Source organism: Leptolyngbya sp. 'hensonii' (assembly GCF_001939115.1).
In the GTDB taxonomy this organism is placed as follows: Bacteria; Cyanobacteriota; Cyanobacteriia.
Map to the genome: position 1 here is coordinate 95338 of NZ_MQTZ01000043.1, position 21897 is coordinate 117234.

Annotated in this window: 15 protein-coding genes and 1 tRNA gene; 9 read left to right on the forward strand and 7 right to left on the reverse strand. The window is 53.8% G+C overall.

All coding sequences use genetic code 11. From position 1 onward, the window contains the following. Positions 1–161: 161 nt before the first annotated feature. The 6 genes from BST81_RS16120 to BST81_RS16145 all read left to right on the forward strand — a co-directional run bounded on the left by BST81_RS16120 (position 162) and on the right by BST81_RS16145 (position 9398). Positions 162–725, forward strand: a complete 564-nt coding sequence (locus tag BST81_RS16120; protein WP_075599530.1) for a GNAT family N-acetyltransferase — start codon at positions 162–164, stop codon at positions 723–725. Between the two features lie 328 nt (positions 726–1053). Then, entirely contained in the window at positions 1054–1446 is a 393-nt protein-coding gene (locus BST81_RS16125; RefSeq protein WP_075599531.1) for a hypothetical protein, read from the forward strand. A gap of 106 nt (positions 1447–1552) precedes the next feature. Further along, on the forward strand, positions 1553–1915 hold the full coding sequence (locus tag BST81_RS16130) for a hypothetical protein (RefSeq protein ID WP_253188329.1): 363 nt from the start codon (positions 1553–1555) through the stop codon (positions 1913–1915). Positions 1916–2039: 124 nt separating this feature from the next. Continuing rightward, complete coding sequence (locus tag BST81_RS16135) at positions 2040–6308, forward strand: PAS domain-containing protein (RefSeq protein ID WP_075599533.1); 4269 nt, start codon at positions 2040–2042, stop codon at positions 6306–6308. Continuing rightward, complete coding sequence (locus tag BST81_RS16140) at positions 6305–6754, forward strand: response regulator (protein ID WP_075599534.1); 450 nt, start codon at positions 6305–6307, stop codon at positions 6752–6754. The genes BST81_RS16135 and BST81_RS16140 overlap by 4 nt, the downstream gene beginning before the upstream one ends. A 79-nt stretch (positions 6755–6833) precedes the next feature. After that, positions 6834–9398: a response regulator gene (locus tag BST81_RS16145; RefSeq protein ID WP_075599535.1), complete on the forward strand. Its 2565-nt coding sequence runs from the start codon at positions 6834–6836 to the stop codon at positions 9396–9398. A gap of 223 nt (positions 9399–9621) precedes the next feature. Here BST81_RS16145 and BST81_RS16150 read toward each other — a convergent pair whose 3' ends face one another. From BST81_RS16150 to uvrA, 3 genes are all read right to left on the reverse strand, one after another. Then, positions 9622–10500, reverse strand: coding sequence for an alpha/beta hydrolase-fold protein (locus tag BST81_RS16150; protein WP_075599536.1), 879 nt, complete (start codon positions 10498–10500; stop codon positions 9622–9624). Between the two features lie 53 nt (positions 10501–10553). Beyond that, positions 10554–10627 (reverse strand) — tRNA-Pro (locus tag BST81_RS16155). Between the two features lie 359 nt (positions 10628–10986). Next, positions 10987–14067 carry an excinuclease ABC subunit UvrA gene (gene uvrA, locus BST81_RS16160; protein ID WP_083636901.1) on the reverse strand — a complete coding sequence of 1027 codons (3081 nt, stop codon included), beginning with the start codon at positions 14065–14067 and terminating at the stop codon, positions 10987–10989. Between the two features lie 247 nt (positions 14068–14314). Between uvrA and BST81_RS16165 the strand changes: the two genes are divergently transcribed. After that, on the forward strand, positions 14315–15943 hold the full coding sequence (locus BST81_RS16165) for an ABC transporter substrate-binding protein (protein ID WP_075599678.1): 1629 nt from the start codon (positions 14315–14317) through the stop codon (positions 15941–15943). 248 nt (positions 15944–16191) lie between these two features. Next, positions 16192–16959 carry a WecB/TagA/CpsF family glycosyltransferase gene (locus BST81_RS16170; RefSeq protein WP_363080222.1) on the forward strand — a complete coding sequence of 256 codons (768 nt, stop codon included), beginning with the start codon at positions 16192–16194 and terminating at the stop codon, positions 16957–16959. Positions 16960–17099: 140 nt separating this feature from the next. On the opposite strand, the gene BST81_RS16175 is transcribed toward BST81_RS16170, so the two are convergent. The 4 genes from BST81_RS16175 to BST81_RS16190 form a co-directional block, all read right to left on the reverse strand. After that, positions 17100–18059, reverse strand: coding sequence for a type II secretion system F family protein (locus BST81_RS16175; protein ID WP_075599537.1), 960 nt, complete (start codon positions 18057–18059; stop codon positions 17100–17102). Between the two features lie 24 nt (positions 18060–18083). Further along, positions 18084–18668 carry a DUF2808 domain-containing protein gene (locus tag BST81_RS16180; protein WP_075599538.1) on the reverse strand — a complete coding sequence of 195 codons (585 nt, stop codon included), beginning with the start codon at positions 18666–18668 and terminating at the stop codon, positions 18084–18086. Between the two features lie 44 nt (positions 18669–18712). Then, complete coding sequence (locus BST81_RS16185; RefSeq protein WP_171974777.1) at positions 18713–19750, reverse strand: energy transducer TonB; 1038 nt, start codon at positions 19748–19750, stop codon at positions 18713–18715. Positions 19751–19862: 112 nt separating this feature from the next. Beyond that, on the reverse strand, positions 19863–20555 hold the full coding sequence (locus BST81_RS16190) for an SOS response-associated peptidase (RefSeq protein ID WP_075599540.1): 693 nt from the start codon (positions 20553–20555) through the stop codon (positions 19863–19865). An 83-nt stretch (positions 20556–20638) separates the two neighbouring features. On the opposite strand from BST81_RS16190, the gene BST81_RS16195 reads away from it, so the two are divergent. Then, a complete protein-coding gene (locus tag BST81_RS16195; RefSeq protein WP_075599541.1) occupies positions 20639–21889 on the forward strand; it encodes a caspase family protein in 1251 nt (416 codons plus the stop codon). The last annotated feature ends 8 nt before the right edge of the window (positions 21890–21897 follow it).

Below are 21897 nucleotides of genomic sequence, written 5' to 3' on the forward strand. Positions count from 1 at the left end.
GGGTTGATCAGCTTGCTGACCACGAGTCGGGGAAAATTTGTCAACCCAACGCTATGGAGATCTGTCGGTCAATCAGGGTAATAGCCTATCCAAAATCTAACTTTTGAAGAAATGCAATACTAGCTATACTGTCATTTGATTCCCTACTTTACTTGAGCTGCATGGGTTTTTGGAAAAGCTTGTTTAGCGGTTCTGATTCTTCCTCTCCGCAAAAAATAGCAGAGACCGATATCTATAATGCTGAAAGCCAAGCCGAAGGGAAGCCAGCCACGCGGACCGATCTGATGCGCGATCGCCCCAATATTAACTCCCGCATCTTCTTCAGCACGGAACGTGACATTGATTTGTATGAACTGGAAGAGCTTTGCGATGCAGTTGGGTGGTCCCGCCGTCCTTTGCGGAAGGTAAAAAAGGCAATCCAGCACAGCTTCCTCGTCATTTCCATGTGGGAGCAGAGGGGAACTCAGCGGCGATTGATCGGGTTTTCCCGCGCCACCTCTGATCATGCGTTCAATGCCACCATCTGGGATGTAGTTGTCCATCCGGACTTTCAAGGCAAAGGGTTGGGTAAAGCTCTGATGAGACATATCATCAAGAAGCTGCGGAGCGAGGATATTAGTAACATTACTCTGTTTGCCGATCCCCAGGTAGTAGAATTCTATCGGAATCTGGGCTTTATCTCCGACCCGGAAGGCATTAAAGGGATGTTCTGGTATCCAGATTAGAAACCTCCTCCCACCGTTTGTCAACCAGGACGGAGCGAGCTTTGGTGGACCCAGGGCTTCACAGTTGGTCTCGCACCCCAGCGTTTCTGCAGAGCAGATCTGACGATTTCCTGGAGAGAGGATACCGCCCTTCATCTCCCCTGACTTCAATCAAATTGGCCATCGCTCCGATCTTTCTAGTCAGATCGGAAATTGACGTTATGGGCCAGTTATGGTATATATGTACTATATACTCAGATTCCAATTAATCAGGCCGTTGGGGAGTCTGAAGGAAAAGGGATTGAACAAGGGATAGCGAGAACGAGCTAGGGGACATGAGGTAGAGAAAATGAGGCGTCAAAAAAGGTTACGTAAGGTTGGCGCAAGTTATCTTCTGGCAGGTGGAACTGTACTTGCGGCAGCCGGGTTACTCATTAATCCACAGGAATTTTTTAATAACGATCGAGTCGTCAAAGACGTTTGCCAGGAAATTATTCAGCCCAAGGCCACCTTGAGTCGAGAGGAGTTGCTGCGGTTACTGTCTATTCCAGAACGATCGAACAAGACCAGGGTCAGGCAGATCGTTCGAGATCCTTACTGCAACCTGCCCAGTATTGAAGTGCGGGAGGGGATTACGGCCGATCGAGAAGCCTATCCCCTATCCTTTGACAACCAGATTCGGGTTGTTTTGCTATATGAGGGCAATGAGTATGCAGGGTATAGCTTTGCCTTTCAACCATAGGATGCATCGAGTTTACCTTCGATGGGTGGGAATCCTGTTCTGGCTCGGGCTGGTTGTGGCTATCAGTGGTTGTAGTAGCAGTGAAGCCAATATGGAGCCTAGGCGGGTGAAGCTCTTTCAAAACTGGCAACTCCAGCCTGGTGATGAAATTGCAGGTTATCCGATCGTCAGCAGTTTGGGAGACATCTCCATTCAATTACGAGGGAAACCAGTCTATGCACCATTCCAGGGACGGATTGAGCCGTTTACTTCCCATTGTGTGGTGTTCTCCAGCCCTGAGGTGCCAGCCTACCTGTTTCGTCTCTGTGGTCTGAACCGTCCCCGGTTGGGAACTGTGAAAGCAGGGGAAAAAATCGGGTCTGGCCCTGCCCTCCAATTTGCAGCTCTCCGAAAACAGCCCAACGGGACCTGGGCTTTCGTTGAACCATCCCAGAGTATTCTGGAGAAGGTTTTGACCCGCCAACCCTAGGAGTTAGTCAATTGGGATATTAACCATTGAGGTCAAATCTTTAATTTTGGATGCAAAATTTTTGATATGGAGCCATGATAGTTATCAGAATTCGTGATCTCTCCTAGGTTGCCACCTATCACCAATGGTTTCCATTCCTGATGCAGATCCATCGATTTCCTTTATGGAAATTGATTTAGAGCCTGCCATTGTGAGCAATCCTTTAATGCTGCCGCAGGAGGCATCTGTGATGGCGGCACTCCTGCAAATGAGTGCTGGCCGAGCAATGTGCCCTAACTTAAAGGAAAACAACCGGGAGATAGCTCAAATCCATGCGTCCCTGAGGTCCAGTTGTGTCTTGATTTTGCAAGGGAGGGCTCTGGTTGGCATCTTGACTGAAAAGGATATCGTTCGTCTCAGTGCCACAGGACGATCGCTGGCAGAGCTTTCCCTCGGAGAGGTGATGGCCCATCCTGTCATCACCCTGCGTCGGTCTGAGTTGAACGATCCCTTCCTAGCACTCAATCTTTTACAACACCATGGGATTCACCACCTGCCCATTCTGGAACAACAGGATCAGGTTGTGGGGGTGCTGACGTCTGAAACCTTGCATCACCTGCTGCGCCCGATCGATCTGCTGCGGCTGCGATTGGTCAGCGAGGTGATGACCCGCGAGGTCGTCTGTGCTCATCCAGATGAGTCTGTCTTGACGATCGCACAGCTCATGACAGCTCATCAGGTGAGTGCAGTGGTGCTGGTAGAAGCACAGGAACAACCATCGTCCGGCTCCTTGCTCCAGTTTCCCCTTGGGATACTGACAGAGCGGGATATCGTTCAGTTTCAAGCTCTGGGCCTGAACTTTGAGCAGCTTCAGTCCCGGAGCGTCATGAGTGCCCCGGTCTTCTCCGTTGATGCAGAGGATTCTCTCTGGACCGTCCAGAACATGATGCGGCGGCAACTCATCCGCCGAGTCGTGGTGATCGGAGCACAGGGAGAATTGGTTGGCACAATAACCCAGCCAGATATCCTCAAGGCCCTCAATCCGTTAGAACTCTATAAGTTGGTCGAGGTGCTGGAGCAACAGGTCTGTCGCCTGGAAGCAGAAACACTGAAGCTGACACGAAATTACAATGTTGAGCTAGAAAATCAAATCCGCTCCCAGACCGCTAAATTGCAAGCCAGGTTAAAACAGGAACGGCTGATCGCCACGATTACGGGGCAGATCCATACGTCTCGGGATTTGCAGGATATTTTTGAGACGATCGTCACTTCAGTGCAATCCCTACTGAACTGCGATCACGTCATCATCGGTCAGTTTCAGCCGGATTGGAGCATGACTGTGGTCGCAGAATCCCCTCCTGGGGAAGGCAAAACCTACCTGGGCCTACAAATTCAGGATCCCTGCTTTGCCCCCGATTGGGTGCAGTCTTATTCTGAAGGACGGATTCGGGTCGTCCCAGATATTTACCTGACAGAGATGAGTGCCTGTCAGCAGCAATTCCTGGAGCAGTTGCAGATCCGGGCTAAGATCCTGGCTCCTGTATTCCAGGAAAATATCTTGTGGGGCCTGATCGGGGTTCTGGAAGAACAGAACTCCCGATCCTGGACGGATGAAGAGGTTGCCTTAATGGAGCACCTGGCAGCTCAATTGGCGATCGCCATCCGGCAAACCAGCTCATATCAGCAGCTCCAGAAGGAACTGGCGGAACGCCATCGGGTAGAAGCAATCCTGCAACAGAGTCAACAGAGTTATGCGTCCCTGGCAGACGCTGCTCCCGTGGGAATTTTTCGGACGGATGTGGAAGGCTACTGTCTCTACGTCAATGAGCGGTGGTGTCAGATGGCCGGAATGAGTTTTGGCGATGCCATGGGTTTTGGTTGGGCGCAGGCTTTGCATCCAGACGATCGCGATCATGTGGCGGCAGAGTGGTACAAAGCAGCCCGAGATCGGCGACCATTCAAGCTGGAGTATCGATTTGAAAGGCCTGATGGGCACATCACCTGGGTTTATGGACAGGCCGTCGCAGAACGGGGAGAGAAGGGCAGTATTGTTGGCTATGTCGGCACTATTACCGATATTACCGATCGTAAGCAGACAGAGGAAGCGGCCCAGTACCGACTGGATATTCTGGAAGCCGCCCGCGACATTATTGCATCCGCCAGGCCGACCGGTCGGTTGACCTATCTGAATCAGTCGGGCCGGGCTTTGCTGAGGATTGACCCGGCTGAGGATATTACCCAAACCTATATTCCGGATTACCATCCACCTCAGGTCGCAGAGCACATTCTGCACGAAGCCCTGCCTCAGTGTTTACAGCAGGGGTTTTGGGCTGGGGAAACCCTGTTCCGCCGCCGGGATGGGAGCGATATGCCAGCCTGGCAGGTGATCGTTGCCCACCGTCGTCAGGATGGGACGGTCAGTCATTTCTCTACCATTGCCCGGGATCTGACCGATCGCAAACAGGCTGAAGCCACTTTAAGAGATAACGAAGAACGGCTCCGGCTGGCGTTGTTAGCAGCCAATCAGGGGCTTTATGACCTGAATGTGCAAACGGGTGATGCGATCGTGAATCCCATCTACGCCACCATGCTGGGCTATGATCCGGCAGAATTTCAGGAGACGAACGCCCGCTGGATTGAACGTTTACATCCAGATGATCTGGAACGGGTAGGCCAGATCTACCAAGCCTATGTGGCTGGAACGACACCAGAATACAAGGTGGAGTTCCGTCAGCGGACTCGATCAGGGGATTGGAAGTGGATTCTTTCCCTGGGCAAGATTGTGGCCTGGGATCAGGAGGGCCAGCCACTGCGGATGTTGGGGACCCATACGGATATCACCGATCGCAAAGAGGCCGAACTGCAGCGGCAGCAGGCTCTAGAGGAACTCCACCAACTGAATCAGGAGTTGGAAATCAGGGTGGAAGAACGGACTGTAGCCCTGCGAGAATCGGCAGCAGAACTGGAACGCTTCTTTACAGTGGCTCTGGATTTGCTCTGTATCGCTGATGTGAACGGCTATTTTCGTCGCTTGAACCGCGCCTGGGAGACAACCCTGGGTTATACCCTGGATGAACTGGAAGGGCGGCTGTTTTTGGACTTCGTCCATCCCGATGATCTGGCAGCAACCCTGGAGTCCCTCTCAACCCTGGAACAGCAGGAAACCGTTCGCAGCTTTGTCAACCGCTATCGCCGTAAGGATGGCAGTTATCGCTATATCGAATGGTATTCTCGCCCTTATGGACAGCTTATCTATGCTGCCGCCCGTGACGTAACGGAGCAAAAGCTGACAGAACAACAACTGCGCCATACGTCCGATCGGCTCACCCTGGCGATTAAATCGGGAGCGATCGGCATCTGGGACTGGGATGTTCAGAGCAATATTCTGACCTGGGATCAGCGGATGCATGAGATGTATGGCATTAAGCCCGATGGTTTTGGGGGTATCTATCAAGCCTGGAGCAACAGTTTGCACCCTGACGATCGCGCAGCGACTGAAGGGGCGATTCAACAGGCGTTAACGGGAGAGAAGGACTACGACCCCGAATTTCGGGTGATCCATCCAGATGGGACGATCCACTTCATTAAGGCCTATGGCCTGGTGCAGCGTAATAGTCAGGGAGAGCCCCAGCGCATGATTGGGATCAATTTTGATATTACCGATCGCAGGCAGGCAGATGAGCAACTCCGTAAAACGACCGCTCAATTAGAGGCCGCAAATCGGGAACTGGAGGCCTTTGCCTATTCGGTGTCCCACGATCTGCGGGCTCCCCTGCGGGCGATCGATGGCTTCAGCACAGCCCTGTTAGAAGACTATGGGGACCTCTTCAATGACGAAGCCAGGGAGTATTTTGGCTACATTCGGGGCGGTGTGCAGCGCATGGGTCTGTTGATTGATGACCTGCTTCGCCTCTCCAGAATTTCTCGAAGTAATCTGCAGCATTCAGAGGTGAATCTGAGTGACCTGGCGCAGGGAATTATAACAGAGTTACAGCAATCCCAGCCCAATCGCCAGATTGAGGTGGGGATCACCCCAAATGCGATCGTCTGGGCTGACCTTAACCTGATGCGGATTGTTCTGGAAAACCTGCTCCAGAATGCCTGGAAATTTACCAGTCACCATGCCACGGCCCACATTGAATTCGGTCAACTTGCCCACAATGCAGAAATGACCTACTTTGTCCGGGATGACGGGGCAGGGTTTGATATGGCTTATGCATCCCTGCTGTTTGGCGTGTTCCAGCGATTGCATGATACCCATGAGTTTCCGGGAACTGGCATTGGTCTGGCCACTGTGCAACGGATTCTTCACCGTCATGGGGGGCGGGTATGGGCCGAAGGGGCTGTGGAACAGGGTGCAACAATTTACTTTACGCTACCGCCAATACAGCAAGGTTCAGGAATTTCAGGATGACTCAGGAACGTGTAATTTTACTGGTTGAGGATAACCCAACGGATGAGAAGCTTACGGTTCGGACCCTGCGACGGAGCAATATTGCGAATGAAATTATCGTGGCTCATAACGGGGAAGAGGCGTTGAATATTTTATTTGGTTCAGAGGATGAAGCAGGGAAAGAGTTGGGGATCTTACCGACGGTGATGCTTCTAGACTTAAAACTCCCTAAAATTAATGGGCTGGAAGTGTTGCGGCGAGTTCGGGCCCACGAACGCACCCATCTCCTGCCCGTGGTAGTACTAACGTCATCCACTGAGGAATGCGACATTATCCAGAGCTATAACCTTGGTGCCAATAGTTATGTGCGCAAACCTGTAGATTTTGACCAGTTTAGTGAAGCGGTTCGCCAGCTTGGGCTCTACTGGGTGTTGGTGAATCAACCTTTACCCAAACAATCGCCCTAGAGGACCAGACTGCGATCGAAGGGAGTGCAGCGGTCCTGCTTTTCCATGGCATGAAGAGATAGGTTTCTCGGAGGTCTCCATGAGTGAGCTACTGAATGTCTTAATTGTTGAGGACATGAAAGAAGATGCCATTTTGGTCATCCGAGAATTGCGGCATAGTGGCTTTAATCCCATCTGGGAGCGGGTTCAAACTGCTGAAGAACTCAGGACAGCTTTGGTCAGCCGCACCTGGAATGTGATCATTTCAGACTACTGTTTGCCCCGATTCAGCGCCCCTGCAGCCCTGGAGGTGGTCACCCAGAGTGGGCAGGATATTCCGTTTATTGTGGTGTCTGGCACGATCGGGGAAGAGTCTGCGGTGGAAATGATGAAGGCAGGTGCCCATGACTATGTCATGAAGGACAACCTGAAACGACTTCCGGAAGCGGTGCGGCGAGAAATTCGAGAGGCCCGTATGCGGGCTGAGCGTCAGCAGGCGCAGACAACCCTCGATCGAACCCAGGAACGACTGCAACTGGCGATTGAGGGGTCGGGGATTGGGTTATGGGATTGGTATGTTCAGCAACAAACCATCATTTTCAATGAGCACTGGGCTGAAATGATTGGCTATACCCTGCAAGAACTGGAACCTATCGGCTCCCCAACCTGGATGGACTTCCTCCATCCCGATGATGTCAGAAAATCCTACGAGGCGTTAGAGCGTCACTTCCGGCAGGAAACCCCAGTCTATGAGTGTGAAGTCCGAATGCGCCACCGATCGGGCGAGTGGGTCTGGGTCCTGGCTCGCGGCAAGGTAGTGGAGCGGGACGGGAGCGGAAAACCAGTCCGCATGCTTGGCACCCATCTGGATGTGACAGAACGTAAACGGGCCGAAACCGCCTTACAAAATTTGATTGAGGGAACCGCTTCGGTCACGGGAGCAAATTTCTTTTCTGCCCTGGTGAAACATATTGCAATGGCACTTAATGTGGCCTATGTTCTGGTCAGTGAACGGATCGGCGATCGCCTGCAAACCCTGGCTTTTTGGGGTGAGGGAGAATTGCAGGACAATACCTCCTATGGGATCCCCCAGACTCCCTGTGAACGAGTACTGGAGGCAGGATGCTATGCCTGTTTGCATGCTATCCAGACCATCTTTCCTGACAATCAAGATCTGGTTGAAATGCAGGCAGAAAGCTATCTGGGTATTGCTTTGCGGGATGCTAATGGAAAAGCCTTAGGGAATCTCTGTATTCTGGATACTTGCCCCTTAACGGATCTGGATCGGACTGAAGCTATCCTGCGGGTATTTGCAGCCCGGGCAGGGGCAGAGTTGGAGCGGCAGCGGGCGATCAATGCCCTGCACCAGATGAACCGGGAATTGGAAGATATTGTGCAGCAGCGCACGGCTGAACTGCGTCAGAGTAATGAGCAACTCGCAACGACAAACCTTGAACTCGCCCGGGCAACCCGGCTAAAAGATGAATTTCTGGCCAATATGAGTCATGAGCTGCGGACTCCCCTCAATGCCATCCTGGGATTGTCTGAATCTTTGCAAGAACAAATTTTTGGTCCCGTGAATGAACGGCAACAGAAAGCCATCTCAATGGTTGAACAGAGTGGCCAACATCTGCTGTCCCTGATTAATGACATCCTGGATCTCTCTAAAATTGGTTCTGGGAAATTAGAGCTTTATCCCACTTCCGTTTCGGTTGAACACCTTTGTGAGTCCAGTTTGGTCTTTGTCCGTCAGCAAGCTTTGCAGAAGGATATTCAATTGGTCAGCCAGATTCCCACAGATCTGCAGGACATCGTTGTGGATGAGCTGCGGATGCGACAGGCCCTGATTAATTTACTGACTAATGCGGTTAAATTCACGCCCGAAGGTGGCCAGGTCACCTTTAAGGTCAGTCAGGCGTCAGGATCTGAACCAGGTCCAGTCAAATTGGTCAATCCTCGGTCACCAGGTTTGGTGTTTACAGTGGAAGACACTGGTATTGGGATTGCGTCCGAAAATCTCGATCGCTTGTTTAAACCATTTGTGCAGATTGATAGCAGTCTAAATCGTCAGTATACGGGGACTGGCCTGGGCTTAGCCCTGGTCAAGCAGATTACTGAACTCCATGGGGGATGGGTTGGGGTAGAGAGTCGCCTCGGCCAGGGAAGTCAATTTACAATTACATTGCCCAGCCAAGTGCTGGGAGTGAGGTCTTCCTCTCTAGGCCAGCCAATCTATGAGGCCCCTGAATCACTCTCGTTTTCTTCCAACGAATTGCAGGCTGCAGCCATGCCCCCGCTGATTCTGCTGGCAGAAGACAATGAAGCCAATATTGACATGTTCACCACCTATCTGATGGCCCAGGGTTATCGTTTGTTGCTGGCCAAGGATGGACAGCAGGCGATCGCTCTGTCAGCAGCGCAAAAACCGGATGTCATTTTGATGGATGTGCAGTTGCCGGGTACGGATGGGCTGGAAGCAACCCGTCAGATCCGCAGCAATGGGCAATTGAACCATATTCCTATCATTGCCTTGACTGCTCTAGCCATGCCAGGAGATCAGGAGCGGTGTATGGCGGCAGGGGTGGATGCCTATCTGGCAAAACCCGTCAAAATGAAACAACTCGTAGCTGTGATCCAGCAGCTTTTGAATCAAGAGAGCCTCTAGCAAGGCTACGATCGGGTCATCCCCCTTCAAGATCTGAAGTATGTTTTGGGCTGCGCCCCCAAGAGGGGGTGTAACCCCCTCCCCCCCTTCCAAAACGTTTAATTTGGTGTACTAGTGTTCCGTCAGGAAAATTTTGACGGGTCGAAGACCCGCAAAATTTAACCCCAATCAACAACCTGGATTTTGGCTGCCCGTCAATCATTGATTGACTTACCACTAGTTCCTATCGCTGATAAAACTGTTTGAGAACGAATCCCAGTCGGTCAGACCAGGCTCGTTCATCATGGCCTCCAGTCTCGTCTTCGTACTGGAACAGGTCAAGCCCCTGAACATAGCCATAATCCCGTTGCAGCAATTCGACCATTTTGCGCCCCCATCGGGTTGCTTGCTGCTCGATCACAAAATTATGAAAGCCCCCAGTCCGTTTCAGTCCCCAGTCAATCCAGAGGCGCGGTCGATTTTGATCGCCCGACTGCAGAGATCCCTTAACTGCTGCGATCAGGGGCGTCTCTGACAGGTTGAAAACGCCCCCCACCCAGAAGGAAGGGGAGATGGCCCCCACATTGCCGAAATACTGAGCATAAAGACAACCGATATAGAAGGCTGCCAGTCCCCCATGGGAGGAACCCAAGATGGTCGTCTGCTGTCGATCGCCCAGGGTGCGGTAATGCTGATCGATGAATTGCTTCAGCCTGACCACATATTTGGCATAATCCGGCAATCCTCCCCCTTCTTTCTGGAAGGGGGCAGAGAACTCCAGGACATGGAGATACTCCTGGGATCGATTGAGAGGATGGATAGCCACCACAATGATTGGCGGAATAGCCCGCTGCTGGTAGAGTTCCCCTAAGACCTTGGGCACTTCCCAGGAATAGGGACTTAAGCCACCGGGCCAGAATGCCGTATTGCCATCATTCAGGTAAAGAACAGGGAAGCGATCGGCACTCTCCTCGTAAGGTCTGGGTAGAAAAACATGAATTTTGCGTGGAGGATCTCGGCTAGGGTCTAGCTGCAAGCCATCATAGGTGTGGAAATAGCCACTGGCGTGGTTCTCATCGTGATAGTAGACCTGTTGCCCAGCCAGAGTAAAAGGATGTCCCATCGGATTGCCCCCTGCCCTGAGGTCGTTCAGGTTAAATTCAGCTTTATGATCAATCGGGATGACAGGATTTGAACCTGCGACATCCTGCTCCCAAAGCAGGCGCGCTACCAAGCTGCGCTACATCCCGATGTGGCCTGTTACTACTTTAGCCATCAGCTTCTCTTGTAGAAGAAGCAGTTCAGATTCTAACACTTTTTAGCAATCTCCCAAATTTTAGCTCAGGCTGCACAATTTTGCTGCTATTCAGACAATCAACAGCGGCTTTGCTGAATGCAAATATGAATTACCCTCATCCCCAACCCTTCTCCCGCAGGAGAAGGGAGCTAAAACTCTGGTTCCCTCTCCTTTGGGAGAGGGCTAGGGTGAGGGCTGCATAAGGCTCAAGCACGAAAATCATCCTTCTATTCAGCAGCGCCTCAACAGCCAGGGAACTGGAGGTGGCCTGGATGCAACCCTGATGGCAAAGGCAGTTTGAAGCCAATTGTCTTATAGAACCTGTTGCAGATAGTGACCCGTGAAGGATTGTGGCACTTGCGCCACCTGCTCTGGAGTACCCAGAGCGATCACCTCACCGCCCCGATCGCCCCCCTCCGGTCCCAGGTCAATCACCCAGTCGGCACAACGGATCACATCCAGGTTGTGTTCAATCACCAGTACGGAATTCCCCTTGTCCACCAGCCGCTGCACCACATCCAGCAACTTATGGACATCGTAAAAAGACAGCCCCGTTGTCGGCTCATCGATCAGATAGAGGGTCTTACCCGTGGCCCGTCGAGATAACTCTGTTGCCAGCTTCACCCGCTGGGCCTCTCCGCCGGAGAGGGTGGGGGCGGTCTGCCCTAGGCGAATATAGCCCAGCCCCACATCCAACAGGGTCTGGAGTTTGGCTGCAGCCTGGGGGATATTGCAGCAGAATTCCAGCGCCTCCTCCACCGTCATGCTTAGGACATCAGCGATCGACTTGTCCTTATATTTCACCTGCAATGTTTCTCGGTTATAGCGGGCTCCCTTGCAGACCTCACACTGGACATACACATCCGGCAGGAAGTTCATCTCGATCACATTCACCCCCTGACCGCTACAGGCTTCACAGCGCCCCCCTTTAACATTAAAGGAGAACTGTCCTGGTTTATAACCCCTGGCCTTGGCCTCGATCGTCTCCGCAAAGATATCCCGAATCACATCGAAGGTGCCCGTGTAGGTGGCTGGGTTAGACCGGGGAGTGCGTCCGATCGGCGACTGGTCAATCACAATCACCTTATCCAGGGTATTAAGCCCTTCGATCGCCCCAATTTCCTTGGGAAATGGCACCTTCTGCCCAAAATGGTGTTGCAGAGCGGGCAACAGCAGCTCATTCACCAGGGTAGACTTGCCCGAACCCGAGACACCGGTAATGCTGACCAGCTTGCCCAGGGGAATTTCCACATCGATGTGTTTGAGATTATTGCGGTGGGCATCTTTCAGGCGCAGCGATCGGCCATTGCCCTTGCGCCGCTGTTCCGGGGTCCGGATGACCTCTCGGCCTGACAGGTAGGCTCCCGTCAGGGAATCCGGGGCCTGGAGCAGGGTTTCCAGATCCCCCTGGGCAATCACCCGGCCCCCATGAATCCCGGCACCAGGACCAATATCCACCAGGTGATCAGCAGCCCGAATGGTTTCCTCATCGTGCTCCACCACAATCAGGGTATTGCCGAGGTCCCGCAGCCGGGTCAGGGTTTTGAGCAATCGGCCATTATCCCGCTGGTGCAGGCCGATGCTGGGTTCATCCAGGACATATAACACCCCCGTCAGGCCAGATCCAATCTGAGTCGCCAATCGAATCCGCTGCGCTTCCCCACCAGACAGAGTCATGGCGGTGCGATCCAGGGTGAGATAGTCCAGCCCCACATCCAACAGAAACTGGAGGCGAGCCTTGACTTCCCGCAACACCAGATCGGCAATTTGGGCCTGCCGATCGCTCAGGGTGAGACTGTTAACCCGGTTCAGACATTCCCGAATCGAGACACCGGTCAGGTCCACGATCGTAAACTGGCCCAGCCGCACCGCCAGGGATTCAGGCTTTAAGCGGCGACCCCGGCAAACCTCACAGGGTTGGTCCACCAGGTACTGCTCCAGCTTTTGTTTATAGACTTCTGACCCAGCTTCCTGATACTGGCGGTCCAGAATTGGGATCACCCCTTCATAGCGACGGTGATACCCTTTGTTCTCCCGGTAGCGCGAATCCACTTCAATCCAGATCGGGTCCTGAGAGCCGTGGAGCAACACCTGCTGTTGTTCTGGGGTGAGTTGGTTCCAGGGGGTTTTGATATCGAACTTGAAGGCTTCAGCTACACTGCAAATCAGGGACAGGTAGTAGGTATTGTCCTTTTCGGACCAGGGGGCGATCGCCGCATACACGGGCAAAGCCGGATTGGGGATTACCAGATCTGGGGCAAAGGTGCGGTGGCTCCCCAGGCCATGGCAGTTGGGACAGGCCCCATAGGGGGAGTTAAACGAGAACAGACGGGGAGACAATTCCTCCATCACAGCCCCATGTTCCGGACAGGCAAAATTCTCGGAGAACACCAGTTCCTGACCTGACTTAGAATTTTTCCCCTTCCCCTTAAGGCTTTCTGCAGCAGCATACTCCCCTCCCTCCTCTGCCGCCAGTTGGGTAACACCAGGGTTTAGGGGAATCACATTGTTGGCTGCCGTCCCTTCCCCTTCCGCTGCCATTACGTCAATCATGGCAATGCCTTCCGAGTGGCGCAGGCAGGTGGTGAGGGAGTCTACCAGTCGTTCTTCCAGGCCCGCCTTCTTGACCAGGCGATCGACCACAATCTCAATGTGGTGAAACTGGTTCTTGTCCAGTTCGATCGAGTCACTCAGCTCCCGCACTTCCCCGTCGATTCGGACCCGGACAAAGCCTTCCGATGCAAGGCCGGAGAGCAATTTGCGATGGGTGCCTTTCTTGCCCCGCACCACTGGAGCCAGAATTTGAAATCGGGTGCGATCGGGCAGTTCCATAATCCGATCCACCATCTGGTCAATCGTCTGGGGGGCGATCGACCGATCGCAGTGGGGACAGTGGGGTTCCCCAGCCCGACCGAACAGCAGCCGCAGGTAGTCGTAGATCTCGGTGACGGTGCCTACGGTGGAGCGGGGGTTGTGGGAGGTAGATTTCTGGTCGATGGAAATGGCTGGACTCAGCCCTTCGATCGAATCCACGTCGGGTTTGTCCACCTGGCCCAGAAACTGGCGGGCGTAGGCGCTGAGGGACTCCACGTAGCGGCGCTGCCCCTCTGCAAAGATCGTGTCAAAAGCCAGGGAAGACTTGCCGGAACCGGAAACCCCAGTGAACACAATCAGGCGATCACGGGGCAAATCCAGATCGATGTTCTTCAAATTGTGCTGGCGGGCTCCCCGAATCCGGATGGTGCTGAGGGTGCCGGGATGGATCACCGTCTGCCCCTTGGGCGACTGATTTTCAGTATTGGAGCGTGTTTTCTTGCTACGAGATCCATTTCGGCTGGTCGGCTCAGAACTTTGCCGGTCCTGGTTATTTGAAATGTCAGTGGCTTTGGACATAGCAAAGTTGCGAAATGGTTCTTAACGATTCTACCGCTTGCGTTCCTGCGGATGCAGCAACCTGGTTGGAGCACCATCGCCGATCGGCGGAAACTGATCGAAATACAATCGTACTACGTTTTTCCTTTTTACGGCTTGATTACCCGTTCTACATCCGCTACGCTACACGGCATTGCCCATTAATCAAGGCGTAGGGATGCAAGGGATGAACCTGTGGACTGAAGCACGTTACTGGATAGGATGGCTGTTGCGAATATCCCGACGTCTGCATCTGCGGTTTGCACTACTGGCCGCGATCGTGGGCTTGACGATCGTCCTCACCAACTGCACTGGCTCCAGTCCAGGCCCCTCCAGTTCACCAGCGCTGGTCTATGGTTCGGGCGGGCAACCGGTCAACCTGGAACCGGGCAATATCACAGACGGGAACTCGGTGGTGGTGCAGGAGCAGATTTACAATCGCCTGCTGGAGTTTAAACCGGGAACCACAGAACTAGAACCCGGACTGGCCACCTCCTGGACTGCTTCCGAACGGGGCCGGATCTGGACGTTCAAATTGCGCCGAGGCGTGAAGTTTCAGGATGGGACAGACTTCAATGCCGCCGCTGTCCAGTTCAATGTCGAGCGGTGGTGGGACCGCCAGCATCCCCAGGGGTATCGGGAAGCGGGCAAGACCTACGACATCTGGAAGGACTTTTTTGGCGGCTTCCGAGGAGAACCGGATTCCCTGTTGCAGGACCTGGTCATCGAGGATGATTTCACGATCAAATTCGTGCTGAAGCAGCCCTTTGCAGCCTTTCCGGCGGCAATCGGCTCAGGGTATTTCGGGATTGCCAGTCCAGCAGCCATCAAGCAGGCCGGAGCAAAATATGGAACGCCGGGTTCGATCGCCGTTGGCACCGGGGCATTTCTGTTCAAGGAGTGGCGCACGGGCGATCGGCTGGTCCTGCAACGCAATCCCACCTACTGGCGGCAGGGGCTACCCCGGTCAGAACAACTGGTGATTCGCTTCATTACTGATCCGGCGGCTCGATTGGCCCAACTGCGAGCCGGACAGATTGACTTTACCGTCGATTTTTCCCCCGACCAAGCCCAGGAAATTCGGCAGGATGCCAACCTGGACACGGTGGCTCGCCCCTCTTTCAATGTCGGCTTCCTGGCCCTGAATCCCACCTATAAGCCCCTGGCGGATGTGCGGGTACGACGGGCGATCGCCCATGGGATCAATCGCCAGAACATTGTGCAGGCTTTCTGGGGCGATCTAGGCCAGAACAGCCCCCACTTTACGCCCCCAGCCCTGGCCTGGTCCCAATCCTCCAAAATGACTGACTACGGTTTCAATCCTCAGAAAGCGAAACAACTCCTGGCCGAGGCGGGCTATCCCAACGGCTTTGACCTAGACCTGTGGTACATGCCTGTATCCCGTCCGTACTTTCCGACACCAAAACCAATCGCCGAGGCCATGGCCGCCGACCTCACCGCGATCGGCATTCGGGTCAACCTGCAGACGAAAGACTGGGCAGCCTATCTGGCCGATCGCCGACGCCCACCAGGATTCCAGTCCTTTATGCTGGGTTGGACAGGAGACTATGGGGATCCAGACAATTTCTACTATCCCCACTTTGGTCCGAATTCCACGACAGACCTGGGGGGCTGGCGCAACGATCGCCTGATCCAGCTCCTGATCCAGGGCCGTGCCACGGACAATCAAGCCGCAAGGGCCAAGATTTACGCTGAGATCGACGAAATTCTCCAATCTGAGGTGGTGCGCTTGCCGATCGTCCATTCCCAACCATTACTGGCAAAACGCAAGACTATCCAGGGATGGATTCCCAGTCCCTTAGGCTCGGAACCCTTCGAGACAGTTCACAAGGGATGAATTTAGAATTCAGAAGGTAAGTAATCGGGTGAGATTAATTATAAGAAGGGGGGTCTGGGGGCTTTTGCTGGCGCAACGCTTCGCGAACGCCCCCAGGAAGGGGGCACGCCCCCTTCACCCCGACTCTCATCCTTAATTTAATTGTGCCGACCTACTTAGGAGACAGGCGCTGGGGGGTATAGGTTGGAGGGGAATGTCGCGAAACCCAAGATTCAATTAAGTCTTTGAGAAAAGGATATTTGGGGGAATTGAGTTTGGTTCACATTCTGGGTAGTCGCGTTGATCCCACCAGTTATGCAGATGCCTGCGATCTCATCCAATCCTGGGCTGAGGCTGGAGCCTCCCGCTATGTGATTGCCGCTAATGTGCATGTGGTGATGACGGCCTACGGGCAGCCTCACTTTCAAGAAGTCCTGAATCGAGCCGATCTGGTTACTCCCGATGGCATGCCACTGGTCTGGGGCTTGCGCCTGCTGGGAAACAAAGACCAATCTCGGGTCTATGGCCCTGATCTGATGCTGGCCTGGTGCGATCGGGCGGCCAAACTGGGGATTCCCCTCTATTTGTATGGCAGCACAATAGCAACGCTAACCAAACTCCGGCACAATCTAGAGCAGCAGTTTCCCGGTCTGATTATTGCTGGAACCCATGCCCCTCCGTTTCGCCCCCTGTCTGAAGTGGAGGAAGCCAGCGATCGGGATCGCATCCGGGCTTCGGGGGCGCGGGTGATTCTGGTGGGATTGGGGTGTCCCAAACAAGAACTGTGGATGGCCCGCCAGCAGGGACGACTGCCTACTGTGATGCTGGGCGTTGGAGCCGCCTTCAGCTTTTTTAGTGGTGAGGTTTCCCAGGCTCCCCGCTGGATGATGGGACTGGGCTTGGAGTGGCTCTATCGATTTGGGATGGAGCCCGGTCGCTTATGGCAGCGCTACTTAATTCACAACCCGACCTTCATGATCCTGTTTAGTTGGCAGCTCTTGAAAACCTGGATGGGTCAGATTGACAAACAACCCTGACTCTAAAGCTGGGATCAGGTTGTCTCGAAACTGAACAGATACAGCGTTCGAATAACTGACAGACTTGCTCCCAGGATTGGGAAGTTTTAGCACTTTTAAGAGGAACAACCAGAACAAGCATAGGCTTGATTAGATCTAAATCAATTAGGTAACGAATCAATTCCAGATCGAATCATTTGAATGCCCAGATACAAAACCAGACTTCCCAAAGCCAGGAGTCCGATCGGGCGAAGAATGGCCTGAATCAACTGCAGGTTTTTCTCCAGTTCGGTCCCGTAATACCTGGCCATGCTCTGCAGCATCTCATCCAGTTCGCCGGTTTCCTCGCCAGTTCGGACCATGCTCAATGCAATCCCAGGTAAGCAGCCCTGTAGACCCTGACTTAAAGGCTGCCCCCCCCGAATTTGCCGGGCGGCGACCCCTAACCCAGCGGCCAGATCTGGATCGGGCATCCGATCGCGAATCAGTTCTACCGCCGTCAGTAATGGAACCCCGCACCCTAAAGGCAATGCCAGTTCTGTAAAGTGGAGCACCGCCCGAATCTGGATCAATTGGCCGATGACCGGTACCTTCAAGAGCAGGCGATAGAGCTTCGTATCCAGACGACGGGAGGCCAATCCGTAAATCAAAACCATAATCAGACCCAGAAGCAACAAGAAGGCAACCCAGAAACCAAGGCGGAGCAGGTGATTGTTGTTGCCCTGTACCAGGACAACGCCCAACGTAACCAGACTGATCAGGGTCAAAACCAGAGTCCAACTGGCAGATCGGTACAGCTTCTGCCGTCGCTGCTGTCGATCCAGATTTTGGGCAATTCTATGGCACCCTTCAGCCAGAGAGCCACTATATTCTGCCAACCGGATCAGACTCACAGTCCAGCCATCAAAGTATTGGGGATAGCGGGATAGGGTCGTGGCCAAATTCTGACCCGCCGCGATCGACTGAGCCATCGCTTCCAGATGGCGTTGAAAAGAGTCCTCTCCAGTCTGACCAGCCATGCTCAAACTCCGCTCCAGGGGCAGCCCCGCATTCAGCAAAGTGCCAAGTTGCTCAAAAAACTCGATCGTCTGGCGATGGTTGATGCTCAAGGATAAAGACACGCAGCCCCCCTGGGGATGAGACTTCTAACGGAAGAAAAAACCGGGTCCCTGGAAACGGGAGTAATCTCGATCGTTAATTTGAATCCGACCATAGCCGATAAATTGGCCGTAGGTTTTTTCTCCAGCGGGAAAAGCCGTCACCCCAAATAGGTAAACCCCACCACTGGGATTCTCGACGGGCCGCAGCTCAATCGTGACGGTTCTTCCGGGGGGCACTGGCGGATTAAATACCACCGTTACGGCCTGAGCCTCCGGTGCAAAGGTGACTTGTTCCAGGGTCAGGGTACGAGTCTGGCCATCTGGCGTGCGGGCAAAGGCACGGGTCTCCTCCAAAAAGTAACGCACCGGATCGGGAGTATCCTTCAGGGTGATGGTTACCCGTTGCAGGGGTTCCCCAGCATTCTCTAACAGGTCTAGGGTAAACGCATAGGTTGAATTCCAGGCATAGGCAGTCTTATAGGTTGCGGATGCCCCAACCAGGTCGGGGGGACGATTGAAATAGACCGTACCATCTGCCAACTGCACCGCCGGACTTTTGCGGACGATCGGGTCTGTCACTCCCAGGGTCAAGAGCAGTACTGTTCCCAAAACAACTGGAATTGTCTTCATGGTGAATGGGTCCTGTTCAAGGGATGACCCTATTCTAGAGGGAGTCAAGACCGAGAGGGAAACGGCTGGAAGTTAGCAGAGGACTCATCCCCAAATCTGATCACAATCAGGTAAGCCTGCCCTTCTGCCGCAGGAGAAAAGTTATGATTCTTAGCTGCATCCAGGGCTGCCTGATCCAGAGATTCATTCCCGGAACTTTGAATGACTTCGGCAGTTTTGTCGATCGCTTTGCCAGTGGCATCAACCGTAACCGCAACAAGAACCTTGCCCTTCAGGTTTTGCGGGCTGCTGGCCGGGATCTCCAGCGTTTTCAAATTGGATTGAATGTTGTATTTCTCCAACCACTTACTCAATTCACCGGAAGCCACACTCTCAGCCGGGTCCCCGGTTTCACCAGGTGGCGGTTGCAGGTTAGTTGCCCGGCGCTGGGCTTGCAGTTCTCGCATCCGCTCGATGGCCGTGGCCGGAATTTTGTTGGGTCGAGTAGTGGCAGTTGGGGAAGGCAAGGGGGATGGAGTTGTCCCAGGTGTGGGGGAGGGGGAGGGTTGAGGCGAGGCAGCCTGAGAGCCAATCAGCCGATCCAGGTCAGGATTCTTAACGGTCGCAGCCGTAGGAGTGGGGGGAGACTGGCTGGGGTTCTGTGGGATGGTAACGGTCGTTCTGTTAGCAGGGGGAGTGACGACATTGGGCAATGGTTGACGGGGGGGCATCGACCAGTACCAGGGGGCCGCTGATTGGGTGCCGTAGGGCAGGCTATTGGTCGATCGACCAGACGGGGGGAAAGGGGAGGCCCCCCCCGGAGGTAAGGTGGGAAACAGGTTACTCAGGCTGGGGGGCTGGTTTGTGGGTAAGGGGGTCTGGGGCACAAAAGCCTGCGGTAAGCGGGACTGGGGCAGGCGACTTCGCTCAGCAGGGGTCAGCTCAACAACCTTGACCGTCTCTGGCAGCGGCTCTGACTTTTGCGCTTGTTGGGAGAAGGTGGCTGCAAACAGGCCATGCAAGCCCAGAGATGCCATCACCGAGATCGCGATCGGTTGACGGAGTAATTCGGGAAGGGAATGAGCCCATGCAGAGTAAGCCATAGCCATAATGATGCAGTAAACGGAAGGACTGTCCTGAACGAACTTTTGTTTCCCACAAGGGCAGGATTGATCACCTGTGTTCTAGACAAATATTAGCTGTAGTTTTGCCGTTTTAAAGCAACCCCGCATCGATTTGTGACCGGTCTGCTTGGATACAGTCGGGGGTGTCATTCCCTGGATAGTTCACTTGGGATGTAACCGGGAAAGCCGTCATCAGAGCGGCCTCATAGGGGCGCAACAGGGACTGCAGCACATTGCCCTGGGTTGTAGTTGGAGCCAACCAGGTTGCATAGTCCTGGGGTTGGAGAATAACGGGCATGCGATCGTGGATCGGCTTCAGTAAGGAATTAGCCTCTGTTGTCAGGATGGTACAGGTGTTGATCGCCTCCGTTGTTCCATTGCCCTGCCAGCGTTCCCATAACCCAGCAAAAGCGAAAGGACTGCCATCCTGCATCCGAAAGTAGAACGGCTGCTTACCCGTTTTTGTCCGTTGCCATTCGTAGAAGCCATCTGCCGGAATCAGACAACGACGTTGCCGGAAGGCCGATCGAAAAGAGGGCTTTTCGGCCACCGTTTCGGAGCGAGCATTAATCAGACGGGCTCCCATCTGCGGGTCTTTGGCCCAGGCTGGAATCAAGCCCCAGCGGAGTAATTTGCAGTAGCGACCAGACTCAGTTTGGAGAATCGCCGCGATCGACTGGGTTGGCGCAATGTTGTAACGCGGGGATAGGTCAGGAACTGCTGCCAGTTGAAAGACCTCGGCCAGAACTTCCGGAGATGGGCTCAGAGTGAATCGTCCACACATACTCCCCATCCTAGCAATCCCAAAGCCACTTCGGTCAGGTGTGTTAATCTGGCGGTTGAAAATACCCTTATCAAGTTTCAGCCATGCCCCTGGTTACCCCCCCGATACTGGCTTTCCAGAAGCTTCTGAATTCTTCGATCGTGGCTCTTCTCCTAGGTTCAACTGCCCCGGTGTCCACAATTCCAGAACCTGGGATTTCCGTGGCAGGAACCTGTCAGGAAGCTCGCAAACCCTTATTTGCTGTCTTTGGGGGGGGTGGGGCTCCTTCCTACAATGAAATCGCGCTCGAAAAAAATGTGCTGTATTTTCAGCGCACCCTGAAAGCCATGGGCTATGACCCCAAAAACGCGGCGATTTTCTTCGCCAATGGTAACAGTGGTGAGGCGACCGTTCGTTATATCGACCCCTCCTCCGGTCAACAGAAATTTAAGGTGCCCCAAATTCCCAATCTATCAGGAGCCTCCAGCCCGGATAATCTGCGCCGCCTGATGCAGCAGACCGCCAAGCAGATGCAAACAGGCGATCGTCTCTTTTTCTACTTCACGGGCCATGGTGGGCACAATCGCCGGGATGAGGATAATAATGTGATGCTGCTCTGGCGTGACCAGCCGATCTCTGTGCGGCAGTTTACCCGCCTCCTGGATCAGATGCCGCAGGATACGACCTTTGTCGCCATGATGGCCCAATGCTATTCTGGGGCCTTTGCCAACCTGATTTATGAAGGGGGAGATGCCACTCGTCCCCTAGCACCCCAGAGCCGATGCGGATTCTTTGCCACTATTAAGACTCGGCCCTCCGTCGGTTGTACTCCTGCCGTGAATGAAGCTGATTATCGGGATTACAGTTCCAGCTTTTTTGCCGGACTCAGTGGCCGATCGCGCACCGGAACAGCCGTAGCCTCCGCTGACTACAACCGGGATGGGCGAGTGTCCTATGCAGAAGCCCATGCCTTTGCCAAGGTCGATGAACAGACCACTGACCTGCCCATCTCCACTTCAGAAGTCTGGCTCCAGAAAGACGTTACCGAGAAAGAGGCAGACAAAATTTTGGGGCAACCGATCGTCCAGATTTTGCCTAGTGCCCGTCCCGAACAGCGGTTTGTTGTCGAGTCTCTGGCTCGCAAGTTCAGCTTCAACCTGCGCGAGTCGTTTCTGGGCAATCTGCGTAAGCTTAACCAATCCCGATACGGCAGTGAGGAAAATCAGGCTTACCTGATCCGGCTGCAATCTGAGCTGGTTAATATCAGTGTGGAGAAACAACTCCGCAGCAAAGGCGATCCGGCCAAGACATCTGACTTCGATCGTATCCTTAAATGCGAAGGTGGCTCCTGGTAAAGACGCGA